This is a genomic window from Paenibacillus sp. J22R56, from assembly GCF_056269375.1.
Map to the genome: position 1 here is coordinate 1 of NZ_JBWDNV010000012.1, position 16,152 is coordinate 16,152.

At 46.9% G+C, this 16,152-nt stretch carries 11 protein-coding genes; 8 read left to right on the plus strand and 3 right to left on the minus strand.

The window, feature by feature from the left end:
- Positions 1 to 246: 246 nt before the first annotated feature.
- Positions 247 to 1,137 carry a helix-turn-helix domain-containing protein gene (locus AC0YNT_RS26130; protein WP_475807244.1) on the minus strand — a complete coding sequence of 297 codons (891 nt, stop codon included), beginning with the start codon at positions 1,135 to 1,137 and terminating at the stop codon, positions 247 to 249.
- Positions 1,138 to 1,257: 120 nt separating this feature from the next.
- Between AC0YNT_RS26130 and AC0YNT_RS26135 the strand changes: the two genes are divergently transcribed.
- Genes AC0YNT_RS26135 through AC0YNT_RS26150 form a run of 4 tightly spaced genes read left to right on the plus strand, consistent with a single transcriptional unit; the run spans position 1,258 to position 6,397 of the window.
- Positions 1,258 to 2,202: an aldo/keto reductase gene (locus tag AC0YNT_RS26135; RefSeq protein ID WP_475807245.1), complete on the plus strand. Its 945-nt coding sequence runs from the start codon at positions 1,258 to 1,260 to the stop codon at positions 2,200 to 2,202.
- 16 nt (positions 2,203 to 2,218) lie between these two features.
- Positions 2,219 to 3,235 carry a zinc-binding alcohol dehydrogenase family protein gene (locus AC0YNT_RS26140; RefSeq protein ID WP_475807246.1) on the plus strand — a complete coding sequence of 339 codons (1,017 nt, stop codon included), beginning with the start codon at positions 2,219 to 2,221 and terminating at the stop codon, positions 3,233 to 3,235.
- 28 nt (positions 3,236 to 3,263) lie between these two features.
- The gene (locus AC0YNT_RS26145) at positions 3,264 to 4,106 is read left to right on the plus strand and encodes an amidohydrolase family protein (protein ID WP_475807247.1); all 843 of its coding nucleotides are present in this window, start codon (positions 3,264 to 3,266) and stop codon (positions 4,104 to 4,106) included.
- Between the two features lie 2 nt (positions 4,107 to 4,108).
- Positions 4,109 to 6,397: a glycoside hydrolase family 95 protein gene (locus tag AC0YNT_RS26150; RefSeq protein ID WP_475807248.1), complete on the plus strand. Its 2,289-nt coding sequence runs from the start codon at positions 4,109 to 4,111 to the stop codon at positions 6,395 to 6,397.
- 69 nt (positions 6,398 to 6,466) lie between these two features.
- On the opposite strand, the gene AC0YNT_RS26155 is transcribed toward AC0YNT_RS26150, so the two are convergent.
- Positions 6,467 to 7,645, minus strand: a complete 1,179-nt coding sequence (locus AC0YNT_RS26155) for a glycoside hydrolase family 130 protein (protein ID WP_475807249.1) — start codon at positions 7,643 to 7,645, stop codon at positions 6,467 to 6,469.
- 33 nt (positions 7,646 to 7,678) lie between these two features.
- On the minus strand, positions 7,679 to 8,884 hold the full coding sequence (locus AC0YNT_RS26160; RefSeq protein ID WP_475807250.1) for an AGE family epimerase/isomerase: 1,206 nt from the start codon (positions 8,882 to 8,884) through the stop codon (positions 7,679 to 7,681).
- A gap of 259 nt (positions 8,885 to 9,143) precedes the next feature.
- Between AC0YNT_RS26160 and AC0YNT_RS26165 the strand changes: the two genes are divergently transcribed.
- The 4 genes from AC0YNT_RS26165 to AC0YNT_RS26180 all read left to right on the plus strand — a co-directional run bounded on the left by AC0YNT_RS26165 (position 9,144) and on the right by AC0YNT_RS26180 (position 16,095).
- Positions 9,144 to 10,202 carry a LacI family DNA-binding transcriptional regulator gene (locus tag AC0YNT_RS26165; protein WP_475807251.1) on the plus strand — a complete coding sequence of 353 codons (1,059 nt, stop codon included), beginning with the start codon at positions 9,144 to 9,146 and terminating at the stop codon, positions 10,200 to 10,202.
- A 424-nt stretch (positions 10,203 to 10,626) separates the two neighbouring features.
- On the plus strand, positions 10,627 to 11,667 hold the full coding sequence (locus AC0YNT_RS26170) for an NAD(P)-dependent alcohol dehydrogenase (RefSeq protein ID WP_441894516.1): 1,041 nt from the start codon (positions 10,627 to 10,629) through the stop codon (positions 11,665 to 11,667).
- A gap of 99 nt (positions 11,668 to 11,766) precedes the next feature.
- Positions 11,767 to 12,147: a MerR family transcriptional regulator gene (locus tag AC0YNT_RS26175; RefSeq protein WP_167277006.1), complete on the plus strand. Its 381-nt coding sequence runs from the start codon at positions 11,767 to 11,769 to the stop codon at positions 12,145 to 12,147.
- 276 nt (positions 12,148 to 12,423) lie between these two features.
- Positions 12,424 to 16,095: a glycoside hydrolase gene (locus AC0YNT_RS26180; protein ID WP_475807252.1), complete on the plus strand. Its 3,672-nt coding sequence runs from the start codon at positions 12,424 to 12,426 to the stop codon at positions 16,093 to 16,095.
- Positions 16,096 to 16,152: the final 57 nt, after the last annotated feature.

The following is a 16,152-nucleotide window of genomic DNA, read 5'->3' on the forward strand; positions in this document are numbered from 1 at the left end:
CTTCGAAAGCATGGGCTTAAATGAATTGCCACACAAAAGGTAGGGCATCTACCGTTTGTGGTGATTCATGCTTCGAAAGCATGGGCTTAAATGAATTGCCACACAAAAGGTAGGGCATCTACCGTTTGTGGTGATTCATGCTTCGAAAGCATGGGCTTAAATGAATTGCCACACAAAAGGTGGGCATCTACCGTTTGTGGTGATTCATGCTTCGAAAGTTAATGTTTAATAAATGTTATGGCTAAATTACCGATGACTGCGCTTATAATCTGACGGCGTCATGCCAGTGACCAGCTTGAATTTCTTATAGAAATAGGACTCGCTTTCGAACCCGCATTGGATACAAATCGTGCTGATCGTGTCCTCAGTATCCATAAGCAGCTCCTTCGCAAGCATGATCTTTTTCACGAGAATATATTCGGTTACGTTCATACCTGTCCATTGTTTAAACACTCTGGAGAAGTGGGAAGAGGTGATTGCTGCCTTGGAAGATAAAGCGGCAAGATTCAACTCATCAGACCCAATATTTGCTTCAATATAGCCTAATATGGATCTGATCCAGGCAGGCTCCGAGCTTGAGTCACGACGACGGTGGCCTTCAGGTTCTGAATCGGATAAAACCATACGGTTTAAGGTTAATAGAAAATCATGAAGCCGAATTAAGATAGCTACCCGGTAATTCGGAAGCTGCTGATTCTGTTCTTCTTTCATCGCCTCAATGTGCTGGATAAGCACAGCTTGCTGATCATGCGGCGGTTCCATCTTATAGCTTTTTGTCTTTCTAACTTGCTCGAAGCAGCGCAGCAACGAATAAGATTCACCAAGCTCCATCGGCTGAATTAATTGCGGAGCAAAAAAGATTGCGCTAGATGTTACAGGGCACTGCTCATCAGGAAATGCCCGATGCACGGTGTTGCCTGGAATGAGGAACAGGGCTCCGGGGTTCATTTCATAGAAAGTATGGTTGATGAAAAAGGTTCCTGTACCCGCATAGACATAGACGATCTCATACCAGTCATGCAAATGATCCGGCAGCTCCGTCTGTGGTGACTTGGTGTCTTGATACACAAGGCTGAACGGGAATTTGGCCGGGTCCTCGAATCGTTTCTGTACAGCTTTCACAGCTGTAATCACCATCCTTGTTATAACCTCTCTTTAGATGATAGCAAATAAGAGCATAAAATAACAGAATTAGAGCGTTATCATGTGTGATTATGCTAGTGTAAAATGGAATTAATTCATCTTGGAGGTACCAATATGCAATATAGAAAACTAGGTAAGACAGATCTTGACGTATCAGTGCTTAGCTTTGGCGCTTCATCGCTTGGCTCCGTATTCCGTGAGACGGACGAAAGCGAGAGTATTCGTACCGTTCATGCAGCACTGGATTCAGGTATTAATTTCATTGATGTGTCCCCATATTATGGGCTTACGAAGGCAGAGGCCGTACTGGGCAAAGCGATTCAATCGGTTCCGCGTGACCGGTTCTATTTGTCAAGCAAGGCCGGCAGATATGGAGCTGACAGCTTTGATTTCTCCAGCGGCAAAATAACGGCGAGTGTAGATGAAAGCTTGCGCCGATTGAATACGGATTATTTGGATATTCTCTTCCTGCATGATATTGAGTTCGTGGAGCCCCGGGTCATCTATGAGGAAGCGATTCCGACACTTCATAGGCTGAAAGCAGAGGGGAAAATCCGTCATACAGGCATTTGCGGCTTGCCGCTGAACTTGTTCGAAGAGTTCCTGCCCAAGGTGGAGATTGATGCCATCATCTCGTATTGTCATTATTCCTTGAATGATACAACACTGGAGCGGCTGCTGCCTCTCTTGGAAAAGCATCGGATTGGACTTGTGAACGCCTCTCCGTTATCGATGGGGCTGCTTAGTACACGCGGCACTCCGGAGTGGCATCCAGCAAGCCCGGAGGTGAAGGCGGTATGTAAGCGAGCGGCCGACTATTGTGCAGAGCAGGGCGAGGATATCGCGAAGTTAGCCGTTCAATTCTCAACGATGAACAGTCGGATTCCAACTACCTTGGTAAGTACAGCTAATCCTTCGAACATTGTGAACAATGCCCGTTGGATTGATGAATCTATTAATTCGGAGCTGCTCACAGAAGTTAGGGGAATCTTGGAGCCTGTATTTGATCGGACTTGGGAAAGCGGCATTGCTAGATATAATACTAATCTGAAGTTGTAACAAGGAGATGCAGGCTGTGAAAGGGATTGTATGCGAGGATATTGAAAGATTTACATTCACTGAGCTCGAAGAGCCGACGTTTGCTCAAGGCGAGGCAATTGTCCGGATTAAACGGATTGGCATTTGCGGGACAGATCTGCATGCCTTTAAAGGGAATCAGCCTTTTTTTACATACCCGCGTATTCTTGGTCATGAGCTTTCTGGGATTATTGAACAGATTGGAGCGAATGAAGCGGGATTACAAGCCGGAGATCAGGTAAGCATTATTCCTTATTTGCATTGCGGCTCCTGTGTCGCTTGCCGATGCGGGAAGACAAACTGCTGTACCTCTATTCGGGTGCTTGGTGTACATACTGATGGAGGGATGAGGGAGAAAATTTCTGTTCCAATCTCCCATCTGCTCCTGACAAACGAGTTAACACTTGAGCAAGCTGCAGTCATCGAGCCATTAAGTATTGGGGCACATGCCATCCGTCGCTCAGGACTTTCTGCAGGAGAAACAGCGCTTGTCATTGGAGCGGGTCCTATTGGATTAGGCGTCATGGCGCTAGCGAAGCATCTTGGTGCAAAGGTCATCGCTATGGATATTAATGATGAGAGATTAAGCTTCTGTAAGCAGTGGGCGCAGGTGGATCATACGGTTAATGCGCTGCAAAATCCGGCTGCTGAGCTGGAAGCTTTAACAAGTGGAGATTATCCAACTGTTGTATTTGATGCCACGGGTAATGCTCAGTCGATGTCTGGTGCCGTTCAATATGCTGCCCATGGTGGGACTCTTGTCTATGTTGGGCTGGTAAAAGGTGATCTTTCGTTTAATGATGCAGAGTTTCATAAACGTGAGTTAACGATCATGGGGAGCCGTAATGCAACTAGAGAGGACTTCAATCACGTGCTTGCTGTGATTAAGGATGGCGGTATCGACTTAGACCGTTATGTCACTCATCGGGTACCGTTTGAGCAGATGATTAATCAATTCGAGAGCTGGCTAGATCCAGCCTCCAAAGTGATAAAAGCGATGGTTGAACTAGACTAAAGCCTTTGCGTACAGGGAGGACAACAGGATGAGAATCGACGCCCATCAGCATTTTTGGATCTATAATGAACATGATTATAGCTGGATGTCTGAGAAACATATGGCCATTCAACAGGACTTTCTTCCACAGCAGTTAAAGCCGTTATTACAAGAAAGTGGATTCGACGGCTCTATCACCGTTCAAGCCAGGCAGTCACTGCAAGAAACCGAATGGCTCCTTTCACTGGCCGGCGAGCATCCCGAAGTGAAAGGGATAGTCGGCTGGCTGGACTTATGCTCCCCACAAGTGGAACAGCAGCTGGAGCGATATGCCCGTAATTCGCTGCTGAGAGGAGTGCGTCATGTTGTACATGACGAGCCAGACGATGCTTTTTTGCTAAGGGAAGATTTCCGCAGAGGTATTGCCGCACTTGAACGGTTTGGCTTAACTTATGATCTGTTGATCTTCCCTAAGCATCTCCCCTATGCCGTAGATCTTGTGAAGGCATTTCCTAAGCAGCGTTTTGTCTTGGATCATATCGCGAAGCCGGATATCGCTCACCGAATTGTATCGCCGTGGGGGGAAGAGCTGGCTCAACTAGCTGCTCACCCGAATGTCTATTGTAAGCTTTCTGGCATGGTGACAGAGACCGCTTGGGGGAATTGGGAAGAAGAAGATTTCAAGCCTTACTTGGATCTTGTATTCGAATGCTTCGGAACAGAACGGGTGATGATTGGCTCTGATTGGCCGGTCTGTACACTTAGCGGAACCTATGAGGGAACGATGAACATCGTCAAGCATTATATCAATCGGTTCACAGCCAAAGAGCAAGCTCAAATACTAGGCGGGAACTGCGCCGAATTTTATGGAATCGGTCAGGGGGAAAATTAAAGATGAGGAATCGATTATGTTACGACAAGCCGGCGAAAGAGTGGAATGAGGCCCTTCCGGTCGGGAACGGCTATATCGGCGGGATGATTTTTGGAGATCCATTAACGGAACGGATTGCTTTGAATGAGGATAGTGTCTGGTACGGCGGACCTCGAGATCGGAATAATCCGGATGCCTTGCAGAATCTTGATCGTATACGGGAAGCACTTCAGGCAGGACGTTTAAAAGAAGCGGAAGATCTGTCGGTGATGGCGTTAACTGCAACTCCTGATACCCAGCGGCATTATTTGCCCCTTGGTGATCTTCGGTTAAAATTAGATCATAGCGGTCCAATCTCGGACTACCGTAGAGAGTTAGATGTGGATCAAGGGATTGCTTCGGTATCCTACCGTGCTGGAGAACAAGCCTTCAAACGGGAAATCTTCTGCAGCTACCCCGATCGGATCATGGCTATTCGCTGCGAGGCGGAAACGCCAGGAAGCTTGAATCTTACTGTTCGGTTAACCCGTGGGAATAACCGGTACATGGATGAGATTGGCCGGGCGAATGAGAATACCCTAGTTATGCGCGGAGAAAGCGGCGGGGCTGGCAGCCTTTCCTTCCGGGCTGCTGTACAGGCGGATGCGATTGGTGGAGAGGTTCGTATTATCGGGGAATATATGGTAATCAGCGGTGCAGATGCGGTTACTCTACTATTCTCGGCTGCTACAACTTTCCGCGAAGAGGATCCTGAACAATGGTCCATTGCTAGGCTGCATGATGCTGCGGAGCTCGGCTATTCACAGCTGCGTGAACGCCATATCCAAGATTTTATTTCCTTAATGAATCGGTTCTCCATTCGTCTGGGAGATGCCGTGCAAGCGGAAGAACTGGACAACCAGCCCACCGATGTGAGACTGGAGCGGATGAAGCAGGGCTTGGAGGATAACAGTCTGTTAGCGTTATACGTACAGTATGGTCGTTACCTTTTGCTCTCGAGCAGTCGTCAAGGATCACTTCCTGCAAACCTGCAAGGTATATGGAATGATCAGATGCTGCCGCCTTGGGACAGTAAATTTACGATTAATATTAATACACAGATGAACTATTGGCCGGCTGAACCACTAGCTTTGTCCGAATGTCATCAACCCTTGTTTGAGCTGATTGACCGCATGCGTGAGCCAGGAAGGCATACGGCGCAGGTGATGTATGGCAGCAGAGGCTTCACGGCCCACCATAATACAGATATTTGGGCGGACACGGCTCCTCAAGATATATGGCTGCCGGCAACGTACTGGCCGATGGGGGCTGCTTGGTTATCTCTTCATTTGTGGGAGCATTATGAATTTGGCCGCGATAAGGACTTTTTAAAGTTTGCGTTCCCGATCTTGCAGGAGGCCGCTTTGTTCTTCGAAGATTTCCTTACCGAAACGGAGGATGGGAAGCTAGTTACCTCTCCGTCCCTCTCTCCTGAGAATACGTATATTCTTCCAAATGGAGAATCCGGCGTATTATGTATCGGCCCATCAATGGACAGCCAGATTTTATACGAGTTATTCTCCGCTTGTATAGAAGCAGGGCGCCTAACCGGACATGAAGAAGAAGTCAGCAAATGGTCGCAGCTGCGGGACAAGCTTCCGAAGCCAGCTATTGGCAAGTATGGTCAACTTCAAGAGTGGCTTGCTGATTACGAAGAGGAGGAGCCGGGTCATCGCCACATCTCTCACCTGTTCGCTCTGCATCCGGGCAGCCAAATTACAACCAGAAGGACACCGGAATGGAGCGCTGCCGCAAGGGTAACCTTGGAACGGCGTCTAGCGAACGGAGGTGGACATACCGGCTGGAGCCGAGCTTGGATTATTAATTTCTGGGCAAGACTCGAGGATGGAGAGAAGGCATTCGAGAATTTGCAGGCGCTGCTTACTCATTCTACACTGCCTAATTTATTCGATAATCATCCGCCATTCCAGATCGATGGCAACTTTGGCGGAGCAGCCGGTGTATCCGAGATGCTGCTTCACAGCCATGCCGGCGAGCTGCACTTGCTGCCTGCTCTCCCATCCGCCTGGAAAGAAGGAGAGGTCAGCGGCCTTCGTGCCCGCGGCGGATATACGCTTCGTCTGCGATGGGAAGATTCTGCGTTTGCCGAGGCAGAAGTTCATGCTGCACACTCTGGTGTATGTGCACTCCGAACAAAGGCTCCTGTCCAGGTGTTATGTAATGGGCAGGTCATCTTAGCAGAGGACGGTCCAGATGGAACAACGAAATGGGAAGCGGAGAAGGGCTGTACGTACCGAATCGTTCCGGTGTAGGTGACGGTCGTAACATAAAAATGGGCTATCTTAACGTCATATTCATGACGTATAAGATAGCCTTTTCCATTAGTTCTTCAACTGTAGATTACGGTCAATTAAAGCCATTCTCTGCTCGACACAAGCATACGAGCGAAGCGGGTCTTCTGGCGTATGCATAGCATAATCCAGCAACTGATCAACCGTTGTTGTTGCCACATGGCAGCGAGTATCCGAGGAAGCGTAATAGATAAACACATCACCATTATCCTGCGCAATGACACCGTTGCAGAATACAACGTTCGAAACGTCGCCTACACGCTCAATGCCTTCAGGTGCGATGAAATGGCCGCCTGGACGATGAGTGACAATATTCGGACGTTCCAGCTCAGACAGGAATACATACAGGACATAACGTAAGCCAGCAGCGGTGTTGCGGACACCGTGAGCAATATGCAGCCAGCCTTTGTCTGTCTTAATTGGTGCAGGACCTTGGCCGTTCTTGACTTCCTTAATGGTGTGATAATGACGCTGGTCAACAATTGTCTCCTTCTCGATAACAGCATTCTCGATCGAATGGGACACCCCCCAGCCAATCCCGCCTCCAGAACCGGCATCAATAAATCCGTCCTGCGGTCTTGTGTAGAAGGCATATTGACCATCAATAAATTCGGGATGGAGAACAACATTACGCTGCTGATTGGAGCTGGTTTTTAAGTCTGCAAGACGCTCCCATGATTTTAAGTCCTTGGTACGGACAATGCCGCATTGGGCGATTGCACTGGAGAGATCGCCGGGAGGAGCTTGCGGGTCCTTACGCTCCGTGCAGAACAGGCCGTAAATCCACCCGTCCTCATGCTTGACCAGACGCATATCGTATACGTTCGTATCAGGCACTTCCGTTTCTGGCAGCACAACAGGATGGTCCCAGAAGCGGAAGCCGTCTACGCCAGTAGAGCTTTCGGCAACGGCAAAGAACGATTTTCGATCATTGCCTTCCACACGGGCTACCAAATAAAATTTACCGTTTAACGCGATAGCACCAGGGTTGAATACACAGTTAACGCCAATGCGCTCCATGAAATAAGGATTGGTCTCCGGATTAAAATCATATGTCCAGATGAGAGGAGCATGTTCCGCTGTTAGTACGGGATTCTCGTAACGGTCGAAGATACCGTTGCCAAGGGCGGCCTTCTTGTTCGGAAGGGAGATTAGTGCTTCATACTGGGAAGTAAGGTTTTCTTTGCGGCTCGTAAACAGATTGTTCATGATAGGATTCCTCCAGATTATATAATAGTTGGATTAATGGGCAAGGCGTTCAATCATCTCAAAGCAAGCTCTTCCGTTGTGATAAGGACATTTCCAAGCGCCAACCTTCTGGTGACCATCGGTTGGAGTACCGTCCTTTGTGACGCTCCAGTACCATTCGCCATTCACTCGGTCGATCAGGAAGTTCTGGATGAATGTCCAAGAAGCTTTCGCCGCCTCGGCATATCGTTCATCTCCTGTTAATTGGTAGGCATTGTAGAAACCAACAACGGCTTCTGCCTGCGGCCACCAATCTCTATTTGAGTCGATTAAGCCAGAGCTGTCAGCTTCATTAGGGACACCGCCGTCTTCATCGATTCCTTCACGAAGTGTTGCTTCGGCCATCTGTACGGCAACCGCTTTAACCTTCTCGAGTAAAGCTTCATCACCAAGCACTTCTGCTGCTTCATGCAGCAGCCAGCTGCCTTCAATATCGTGGCCATAGGAAATATGCCCGGATTTGCTATCCCATTTTTCGTTGAAAAAGAGCTTGAAATGGCCTGTGCTTTGATCTACGATGTGGTCCATTGTGACCACAATAAGCTCGCTGAGCGATTGACGAAGCGCTTCGTCCGGCCATACTCGGTATAGATTCGTATACCCTTCGAGCACGTGGAGATGAGTATTCATCGATTTCTTCTCATTTAAGTCTTTGTTGCTGAGGCTGAGCTCGCTGGTCTCGCTCCAATCCTCGGCAAGTGCTTCAATATAGCCAAGATGTACGGAATCCCGTCCATACTTTTCGATAAGTTGATACAAGCTAACTGCTTCTTCCAGCGCTTCTGTGTTCCCAGTTGCCCGGTAATACTCAGACCAGGCGTAGATCGCGAAGGCTTGGCCATAGATCTGCTTCTTGGAAGATACTGGATTTCCTTTTCTATCCAGCATCCAATAAAGCCCGCCATGAGACCGATCGATAAAATGTTCTTTAATATACTGATAAGCCCGATTAGCAGCAGCTAAATATTCTTTTTTTCCGAACAGTCGATAAGCAGAAGAGAAGGTCCACAGAATTCTTGTATTTAAGACAAGGCTTTTATCAGCCTCAGCTGTAAAAGTCATATCCTGCATGATTTCTCCAACAAATCCTCCGAATTGCTCATCAGACGTATGCTTCAGCCAGAAAGAGAGGATATTCTCGTCGAGTTCCTTCTGAATCTCGGCCGCCCATTGCTGTTTCTTCTGTGTTGATAAGGTCATGCTTTTGATTCCCTCCTAAATTTGTTAGCATAACAAAAATATATTTGTTATTATGATTAAACCGTATAAAATAAGGTTTGGCAATAGGTTTTAAGAAAATTTAACGAGTGGATTGATAAACTGAGGTTGGTTCGTTATTATTTGTTATTATTATCATGCTAACGAACTAACTTTGCTAACAGTAATAACAAAATCCTTTGAATACTAACAACTTATCGTATAATGGAAAGAACGGATTAAGCGACGGGGGAAAGTGAAAGTGACGAAAAAAGTTACGATGCAGCAAATAGCGGATCATATAGGGGTATCTAAATATGTGGTTTCCAAGGCGCTCTCTGGTAAAGGAGGCGTCAGCGAAGCGACGAAGGAGCGGGTTATTGAGGTTGCTTCCCAGCTTGGATATTTTGCTCAGAACAGTGGGTATGTAAAGCCTGGCAAGCCGGGGCAAGAGGATAACAAGTCTTCAGAGGCAACGCTTAAACAGTCCGTACTTGTGCTTATGCCTAATATCCGATTCCAGACAAGAGAGTCGGTATACTGGGGGCGTATTCTGGACGGGATAGCAAGCCGGCTGGAGGAAAAGGATATTGGTGTCGTGATCGTAATGGAGCAGAAAGTCGAAGGTTTTATGCAACTGCTGAAGCCGGAAGGTATTCTAGGCATGATTGGGGTTGGCGAGATTGCTTCATCCATGTTGTTAGAAGTTCATCGCCTTGGCGTACCGATGGTGCTGGTCGATCATGAGGATGCACTAATCCCGACCGATACGGTATATGTGAACAATTATGATTGTATGTACCGGATGACCAAGCATCTGATTGGTCTTGGTCACCAAAGGATCAGTTTTATCGGCAATGAACGATACTCCCGCAGCTTCTTCGACCGCTGGAACGGGTTCCGCCAAGCGATGGAGGAATTTAATCTTTGGGACAAGCAGGATCATCTGACCGAGCTGGAGATCATGGAGCATTATGACGAGCCTATCCAAGCATGGCTGCATCGCCGCAAGAAACAGCAGCAGCTGCCAACTGCCTTGGTCTGTGCTAATGACTCCATTGCAATTGACTCTTATAGAGCGATGCGTGAGCTGGGAATTGAGACGCAAAGTCAGATCTCTGTGACTGGCTTTGATAATATTGATGATTCCGCAAGGCATTCCCCTACTATTACAACCGTAAATGTACCAAAGGAATGGCTTGGGTCACGTGCTGTCGATAAGCTGCTTGAACGAATAGAACGGCCGAAGGATCCGCTTGAGAAGCTTATGATCCTTGGCGATCTGGTCTATCGGCAGTCTATAAGTGCGGTGAAACCATAGTTAGCATTGATGGGGCTGTCCCAAAAGCCGTTTACGGCATTGGAGCAGCCCCTTGTGCGTGTAGAGAAACACTTGCTTACGCACCAATGCAGCTAACGAATCTACATCACGCTATTTGCTCAAAATAGCTGGTTTCGAAATTCTAACGAATCCTCATAACGCTATTCTCTGCACAAGTCCAACTTTTTACCACTAACTAGCCAAATAGCGATACCAGGATTCGTTAGATCTGTGAAGCCGCTGTTTTTCGCCAAATAAGCATCTGACGATTCGTTAGCGTGGGTGACGACTATACCAGGACAAGTGGTCCCTGAGTCGCTATTTTTGCTAATCGGCTTGACTTGGAGTTCACTCCAGCATATATACTTCATCTGTAACACTTTTCGATGCAGTTATTCTTAAAAAATAGAGGAGTAGTGAAACCATGTGTCAATCTCATGTATTAAGTGTCTCACATTCAAAAGCACCATTTGAAAAAACGACCATCGAGCGCAGAGCCTTGCGTCCAGATGATATTCTTATCGATATCAAGTTCAGCGGCATTTGCCATTCCGATATTCATACCGCGTTTGGTGAATGGGGCGAGTCGATTTTCCCACTGGTTCCTGGTCATGAAATTGCAGGTATCGTAGAAGCCGTTGGTTCTGCTGTTAAAAACTTTGCTGTTGGCGATCGTGTTGGTGTAGGCTGCTTCGTGGATTCCTGTGGGGAATGTGAATACTGTCTCCAAGGCGAAGAGCAATTTTGCACGAAAGGTGTGGTGAGTACCTATAATTCACTAGACTATGATGGCCAACCAACTCATGGCGGCTACAGCCAAAAAATCGTAGTGACGGAGCGATTTGTTGTCCGTATCCCAGATGCTTTGGAGCTTGATGTGGCAAGCCCACTGTTATGCGCAGGCATTACAACATACTCACCTCTTAAGCATTGGAATGCTGGTCCAGGCAAAAAAGTAGCTATCGTAGGTATGGGTGGACTCGGTCATCTGGCTGTTCAATACGCACATGCTTTGGGCGCAGAAGTAACTGTACTCAGTCAGTCGATGAGCAAGAAAGAAGAAGCACTGGTCTTTGGTGCAGATCATTACTATGCAACAAGTGACCCTGCTACTTTTAAAGAGCTGGCAAACCACTTTGATCTGATTCTGAACACCGTATCCGCTAATCTGAACGTGGATGCTTATCTCTCGTTGCTTCGCGTAGATGGCACGTTAGTTAATGTAGGCGCACCTAGCGAAGCAGATACCTATCATGCATTCTCCTTGATTATGCAGCGCCGCAATCTTGCGGGTTCGCTTGTTGGCGGGATCCGTCAGACGCAGGAGATGCTCGACTTCTCTGCTGAGCATGGCATCAAGCCGCAAATTGAGCGGATTAGCGCGGATCAAGTAGATGAAGCGTATCAGCGTGTGCTGAAGAGCGATGTCCGCTATCGGTTTGTTATTGATATTTCTACGCTATAAGCTGGGAAACAGAGGGGATTGACGGTCAAGTCTTGACTTGGAGTCCACTCCAGGCGGTAAACTATAAGAAATAGATTATTTCTTGGAGGGACAATCCGTATGAGAATGGCCGAAGTAAGCGCTAAGTATGAGCTGTCACAGGATACGCTCCGTTATTATGAGCGGATCGGACTCATTCCTCCTGTTAACCGCAATAATAATGGCATTAGAGAATATAACGAAGATAATTTGAGATGGGTTGAATTCATTAAATGTATGCGGAGTGCAGGTCTTCCCATTGAGGCATTGATTGAATATGTAAACATGTTTCAACAAGGGGATAGCACCTTAAGTGCAAGAAAAGAGCTGCTTATCGAGCAGCGTGAGCAGCTTCGTCTCCGAATAGAGGAGATGGTCCAAACAATGGGGCGGCTTGACTCCAAGATTCAGAATTATGATCAATCGTTACATGAAACAGAGAAAACATTATCCAGACCTTAACGAACGAGGTCGGTTGAAAGCAGCCCCTGGCTGCTTTTTCTTTTTGTTCTTTCTTCATTTTTTCTGCACAAAAGCCCAAAAACAGACAAAAATAGCGACTTAATACTGGTATTTTTGGGAGTTAAGTAGGATGTGAAGGGATAGTGCAGGAAGTAAAATCGGAAGCGTGGAGCCTTTATCAGATGAAGAGCTCCACCTTTTTGAAGGTTTAAGAAACCGGTTTCATGAAACCGTTTTCTTAAACGTACGAATTCATCCATTTAAGGGGGAAGACGATTGAAACCGTTCAAGCTTAAGAAACGCACCGCTGCTGCGCTGCTCGGTACTGTAATCAGTGTTACCTCATTCGGAAGTCCAATTTATGCTGTAGAGGCAGCGAAACCGTCAGTCACGTATGATGCTGTGGTTAATGTGGACGCCTCAAAAACGTTCCAAACGATTGATAACTTCGGAGCATCTGACGCATGGTCAATGGAACAGCTCGGGAAGAATTGGACAGAAGCAAATAAATCACGTGTGGCGGATCTGCTTTTCTCAAGAGATAAGGGAATTGGCTTAACTGCTTGGCGTTTCAATATTGGCGCCGGCTCTACGGAGACGGACAAAACCATTATCACAGATCCATGGCGTCGTGTGGAAACCTTCAAATCTGCGGAGAACGCAGCTTATGATTGGAGCAAGCAGGCCGGACAGCAATGGTTCCTAAAGGCAGCTAAAGATAGAGGTGTTGATACTCTCATTGGCTTCGTTAACAGCCCGCCGGTATGGATGACGAAGAATGGCCATGCCCAGCCAGATTCAACAGTTGGTTCAACGAACTTGAAGGAAGGCTATGAAGATGAGTTTGCTACCTTCCTGACAGACGTTATTGAACATTTCAAGAAGCAAGGCATTAATCTTAACTACATCAGTCCGATCAATGAACCAACCTGGGATTGGAATAAAGCCGGCCAGGAAGGCAACCGATATAACAATGACGATATTAAGCGAGTTATTCTTGAACTCTACAGCCAATTGAAAGCTAAAGGGATGAATACACAGATCAGTGCACCGGATGGTGTCGAAATTACGGCTCTGCTAGATGATGAAGTATTCAAATCGTTCTCAGGGCAAGAGAAATATACGGGTGGTTCAAACAGCCTTGGCGTAGGCAAATATCGTGAATACATTAAAGATCTGCTTGGTGATCCAGAGCTTCAGGAAGCGGTTGGCCATCATATTGCTGCTCATTCCTACTGGGGCGATTACAGCAAACCGGGTGATGACCGATATGGCACATTAAGAGATCTGCTGTTCTCCAATTTGAACAAATATGATCAACAAGCGGTCTATTGGATGAGTGAATATTGTATTCTTGGGGATTACGGTCCTGGACGGGACCTCGGCATTGATCCTGCTCTCTATATTGCCAAGACCATTCATTTTGATCTGTCCAAAGCGAATGCCTCCGCATGGCAGTGGTGGACGGCTGTATCTGCAGGGGATTACAAGGACGGTCTGATCTATACTGACTACCATAACCCAGGCGATGAACAAAATATTCTTACTTCCAAAATGTTCTGGACGCTTGGCAACTACAGTAAATTTATCCGTCCTGGCGCTGAGCGTATCGCATTAACTGGACTCGATGAAGATGCTCGTAACGGAGCATTACTCGGTTCGGCGTACAAACATGACAAAGAAAATACAGTCACGACAGTATTCGTCAACGATAGTGCAAAAGAGCAGCATATTAAAGTGGAATTAAGCGGTATCGATAAACATGAAGAGGTTAATGTGCTGAAGCCGTATGTGACTTCGGCTGACAAAGATTTGACGAGAGGTGCAGATATCCCTGCTTCGGCAGACGGCTCATTTGATGCTGTGATTCCTGCTCGTTCAATCGTAACGTTGAATGGCGATGTTGTGAAAGAGAATAAGAAACCGGATGCTCCACAGATCGTAAATGTTCAGACGCTGAACAAAGGACTGAAAGTGGATTTCAAAGCTCCAAAAGGCGCTTATAAATACGAAGTGGAATACGGTATTAAGAATGACAAAAATGTACTGAAATTAGCGAACATGACGACGGATTCGTTTATTCTGCAAGGTTTGAAGAACGATGAACAGTATGATGTGACAGTCCGTGCGGGCAATGACGATGGATTTGGCCCTTCATCCAAACGTATGTATGGAACGCCTAAACTGCTTGCCCCTACTGGTGTTAAAGCTGCGGGGAATGATGGTGGTTTTACCATTACGTACGATACACAGATTGGTGTACCATCTTACCGTGTTCGTTATGGCACTAAGCAAGGGGAGTATGACAAGCAATATGTAACTCAAGAAATCAATGGCAAAATTCAAATTAATGGACTTACAAACGGATCCATTTATTACGGCGTAGTGGAAACGGTAGACGGCAAGGACTCAAGTAAACCAACATCTGAGTTTAAAGTACAACCGGATATTGCGGCGCCAGGTAAGCTTGTCGTTATACCGGGCAACGGGGAAGCTCTTCTTACCTTTGGTTCCGTCGAAGGAGCGACTGGTTATACCGTGCAAACTTCGCTGAACAATAATGTCCAGCAGATTAGCAGCAACAAGACGGTACTGACCGGCTTAACAAATGGTAAAGCTGCAACCATTCGCGTATCGACAATTGGCAAAGGCGGTAAAGGTACTGGCTATACCGAAACGTCGGTAACACCAGCTAATAGTGAAATCCGAATAAAGGATGATTTTACAAGTGGTGATCTTGCTGGCTACAAACAGGATGTAAGCAAGTGGGTTATGGAAGATGGTCTGCTGAAGCATGTTTCCGGCGGCAACAATCGTGGTGAGATTGGGGTTAACAATCTGTCGGTGATTGACGGGACAATTACAGCAGTTGCGAAGCATGCTTTAGGTGAAGCGGATTGGGGCGTTACTTTCCGCGGCAGCAGCTACTCGAAAGGCTACATGTTTGGTTACGAGAACGGCATTCTGGTCCTTCGCCGGGATGGTCAGAACCTAGCCGATGCTGTTCCTTTCTCAGCAAAATTAGGTGAGTATTATAAAATGGATGTCCGGTTGGATGGTCAGCATATTCAGGCTTATCTCGACGGGAAATTGATCTTTGATGTAAAAGATTCGGTGTACACGAGCGGACGTGTTGGTCTTCATAGCTGGGCTGATGCACAATTCGCTTATCTGCAAGTAGCAAGAGAACCACAAAATCTGACTTCAAGCCCGGAAATTTACCAGATCAAAGAGGGCTCTGAGCAAGTTGTCTTGCACTTTAGAGAGGTCGACGGAGCAGACTCCTATGTGATCCGATATGCTCCAGTTTCTGGAGGAGCCTCCACAGAAGTTGCAGCTACTCCCGGGTCCTCTATTGTAACGGATCTCCAAAATGATAAGGCATATTCGTTTAAAGTTGTTGCGATTCGGGGCGCGGTAGCGTCGGAGTCAGCAGCAATGGAAGCCACGCCAAACGAGAATAATAATGTCGTATACTATGCGGATGCTGGTGACGGAACTCCAAGTCAGATTGAGGACGGCGAAGAGCTTGGCATTCTTCAATCGCAAGAAGAACAAGAATACAGCATTGATCCAATCACAGGCATGAAGTGGGGTTACGAGGCAGATAACGGACAGACATGGGCTCAGACTTCTCCTGTAGATGCTTATGAAACTATCCGTCAATATGATGGCAATGAGAATGGCAAAGGGATCGCTTACCGCTTCCAACTGCCTAACGGTACGTACAAGGTGACAGTTGGCTTCTATGATCCGTGGAAGTCTAGCGACCGGAATATGAACCTGACGATTAATGGAGAAACGGTATTGACCAATTATGTCATTGGCTCGAATCGTGAATCGAAAGAGTACGATAATATTACCGTGACTGGCGGCGAGATCATTGTAAAAGCGGTTAAAGCAGGCAACTCCAAGCCGATGATCGCCTGGATCAAGATCGAGAAGTAAAACTTAATCATTCATGGAAGAGGCATGTGCCGTTAGAGACAACTATTTCGGTTGAAG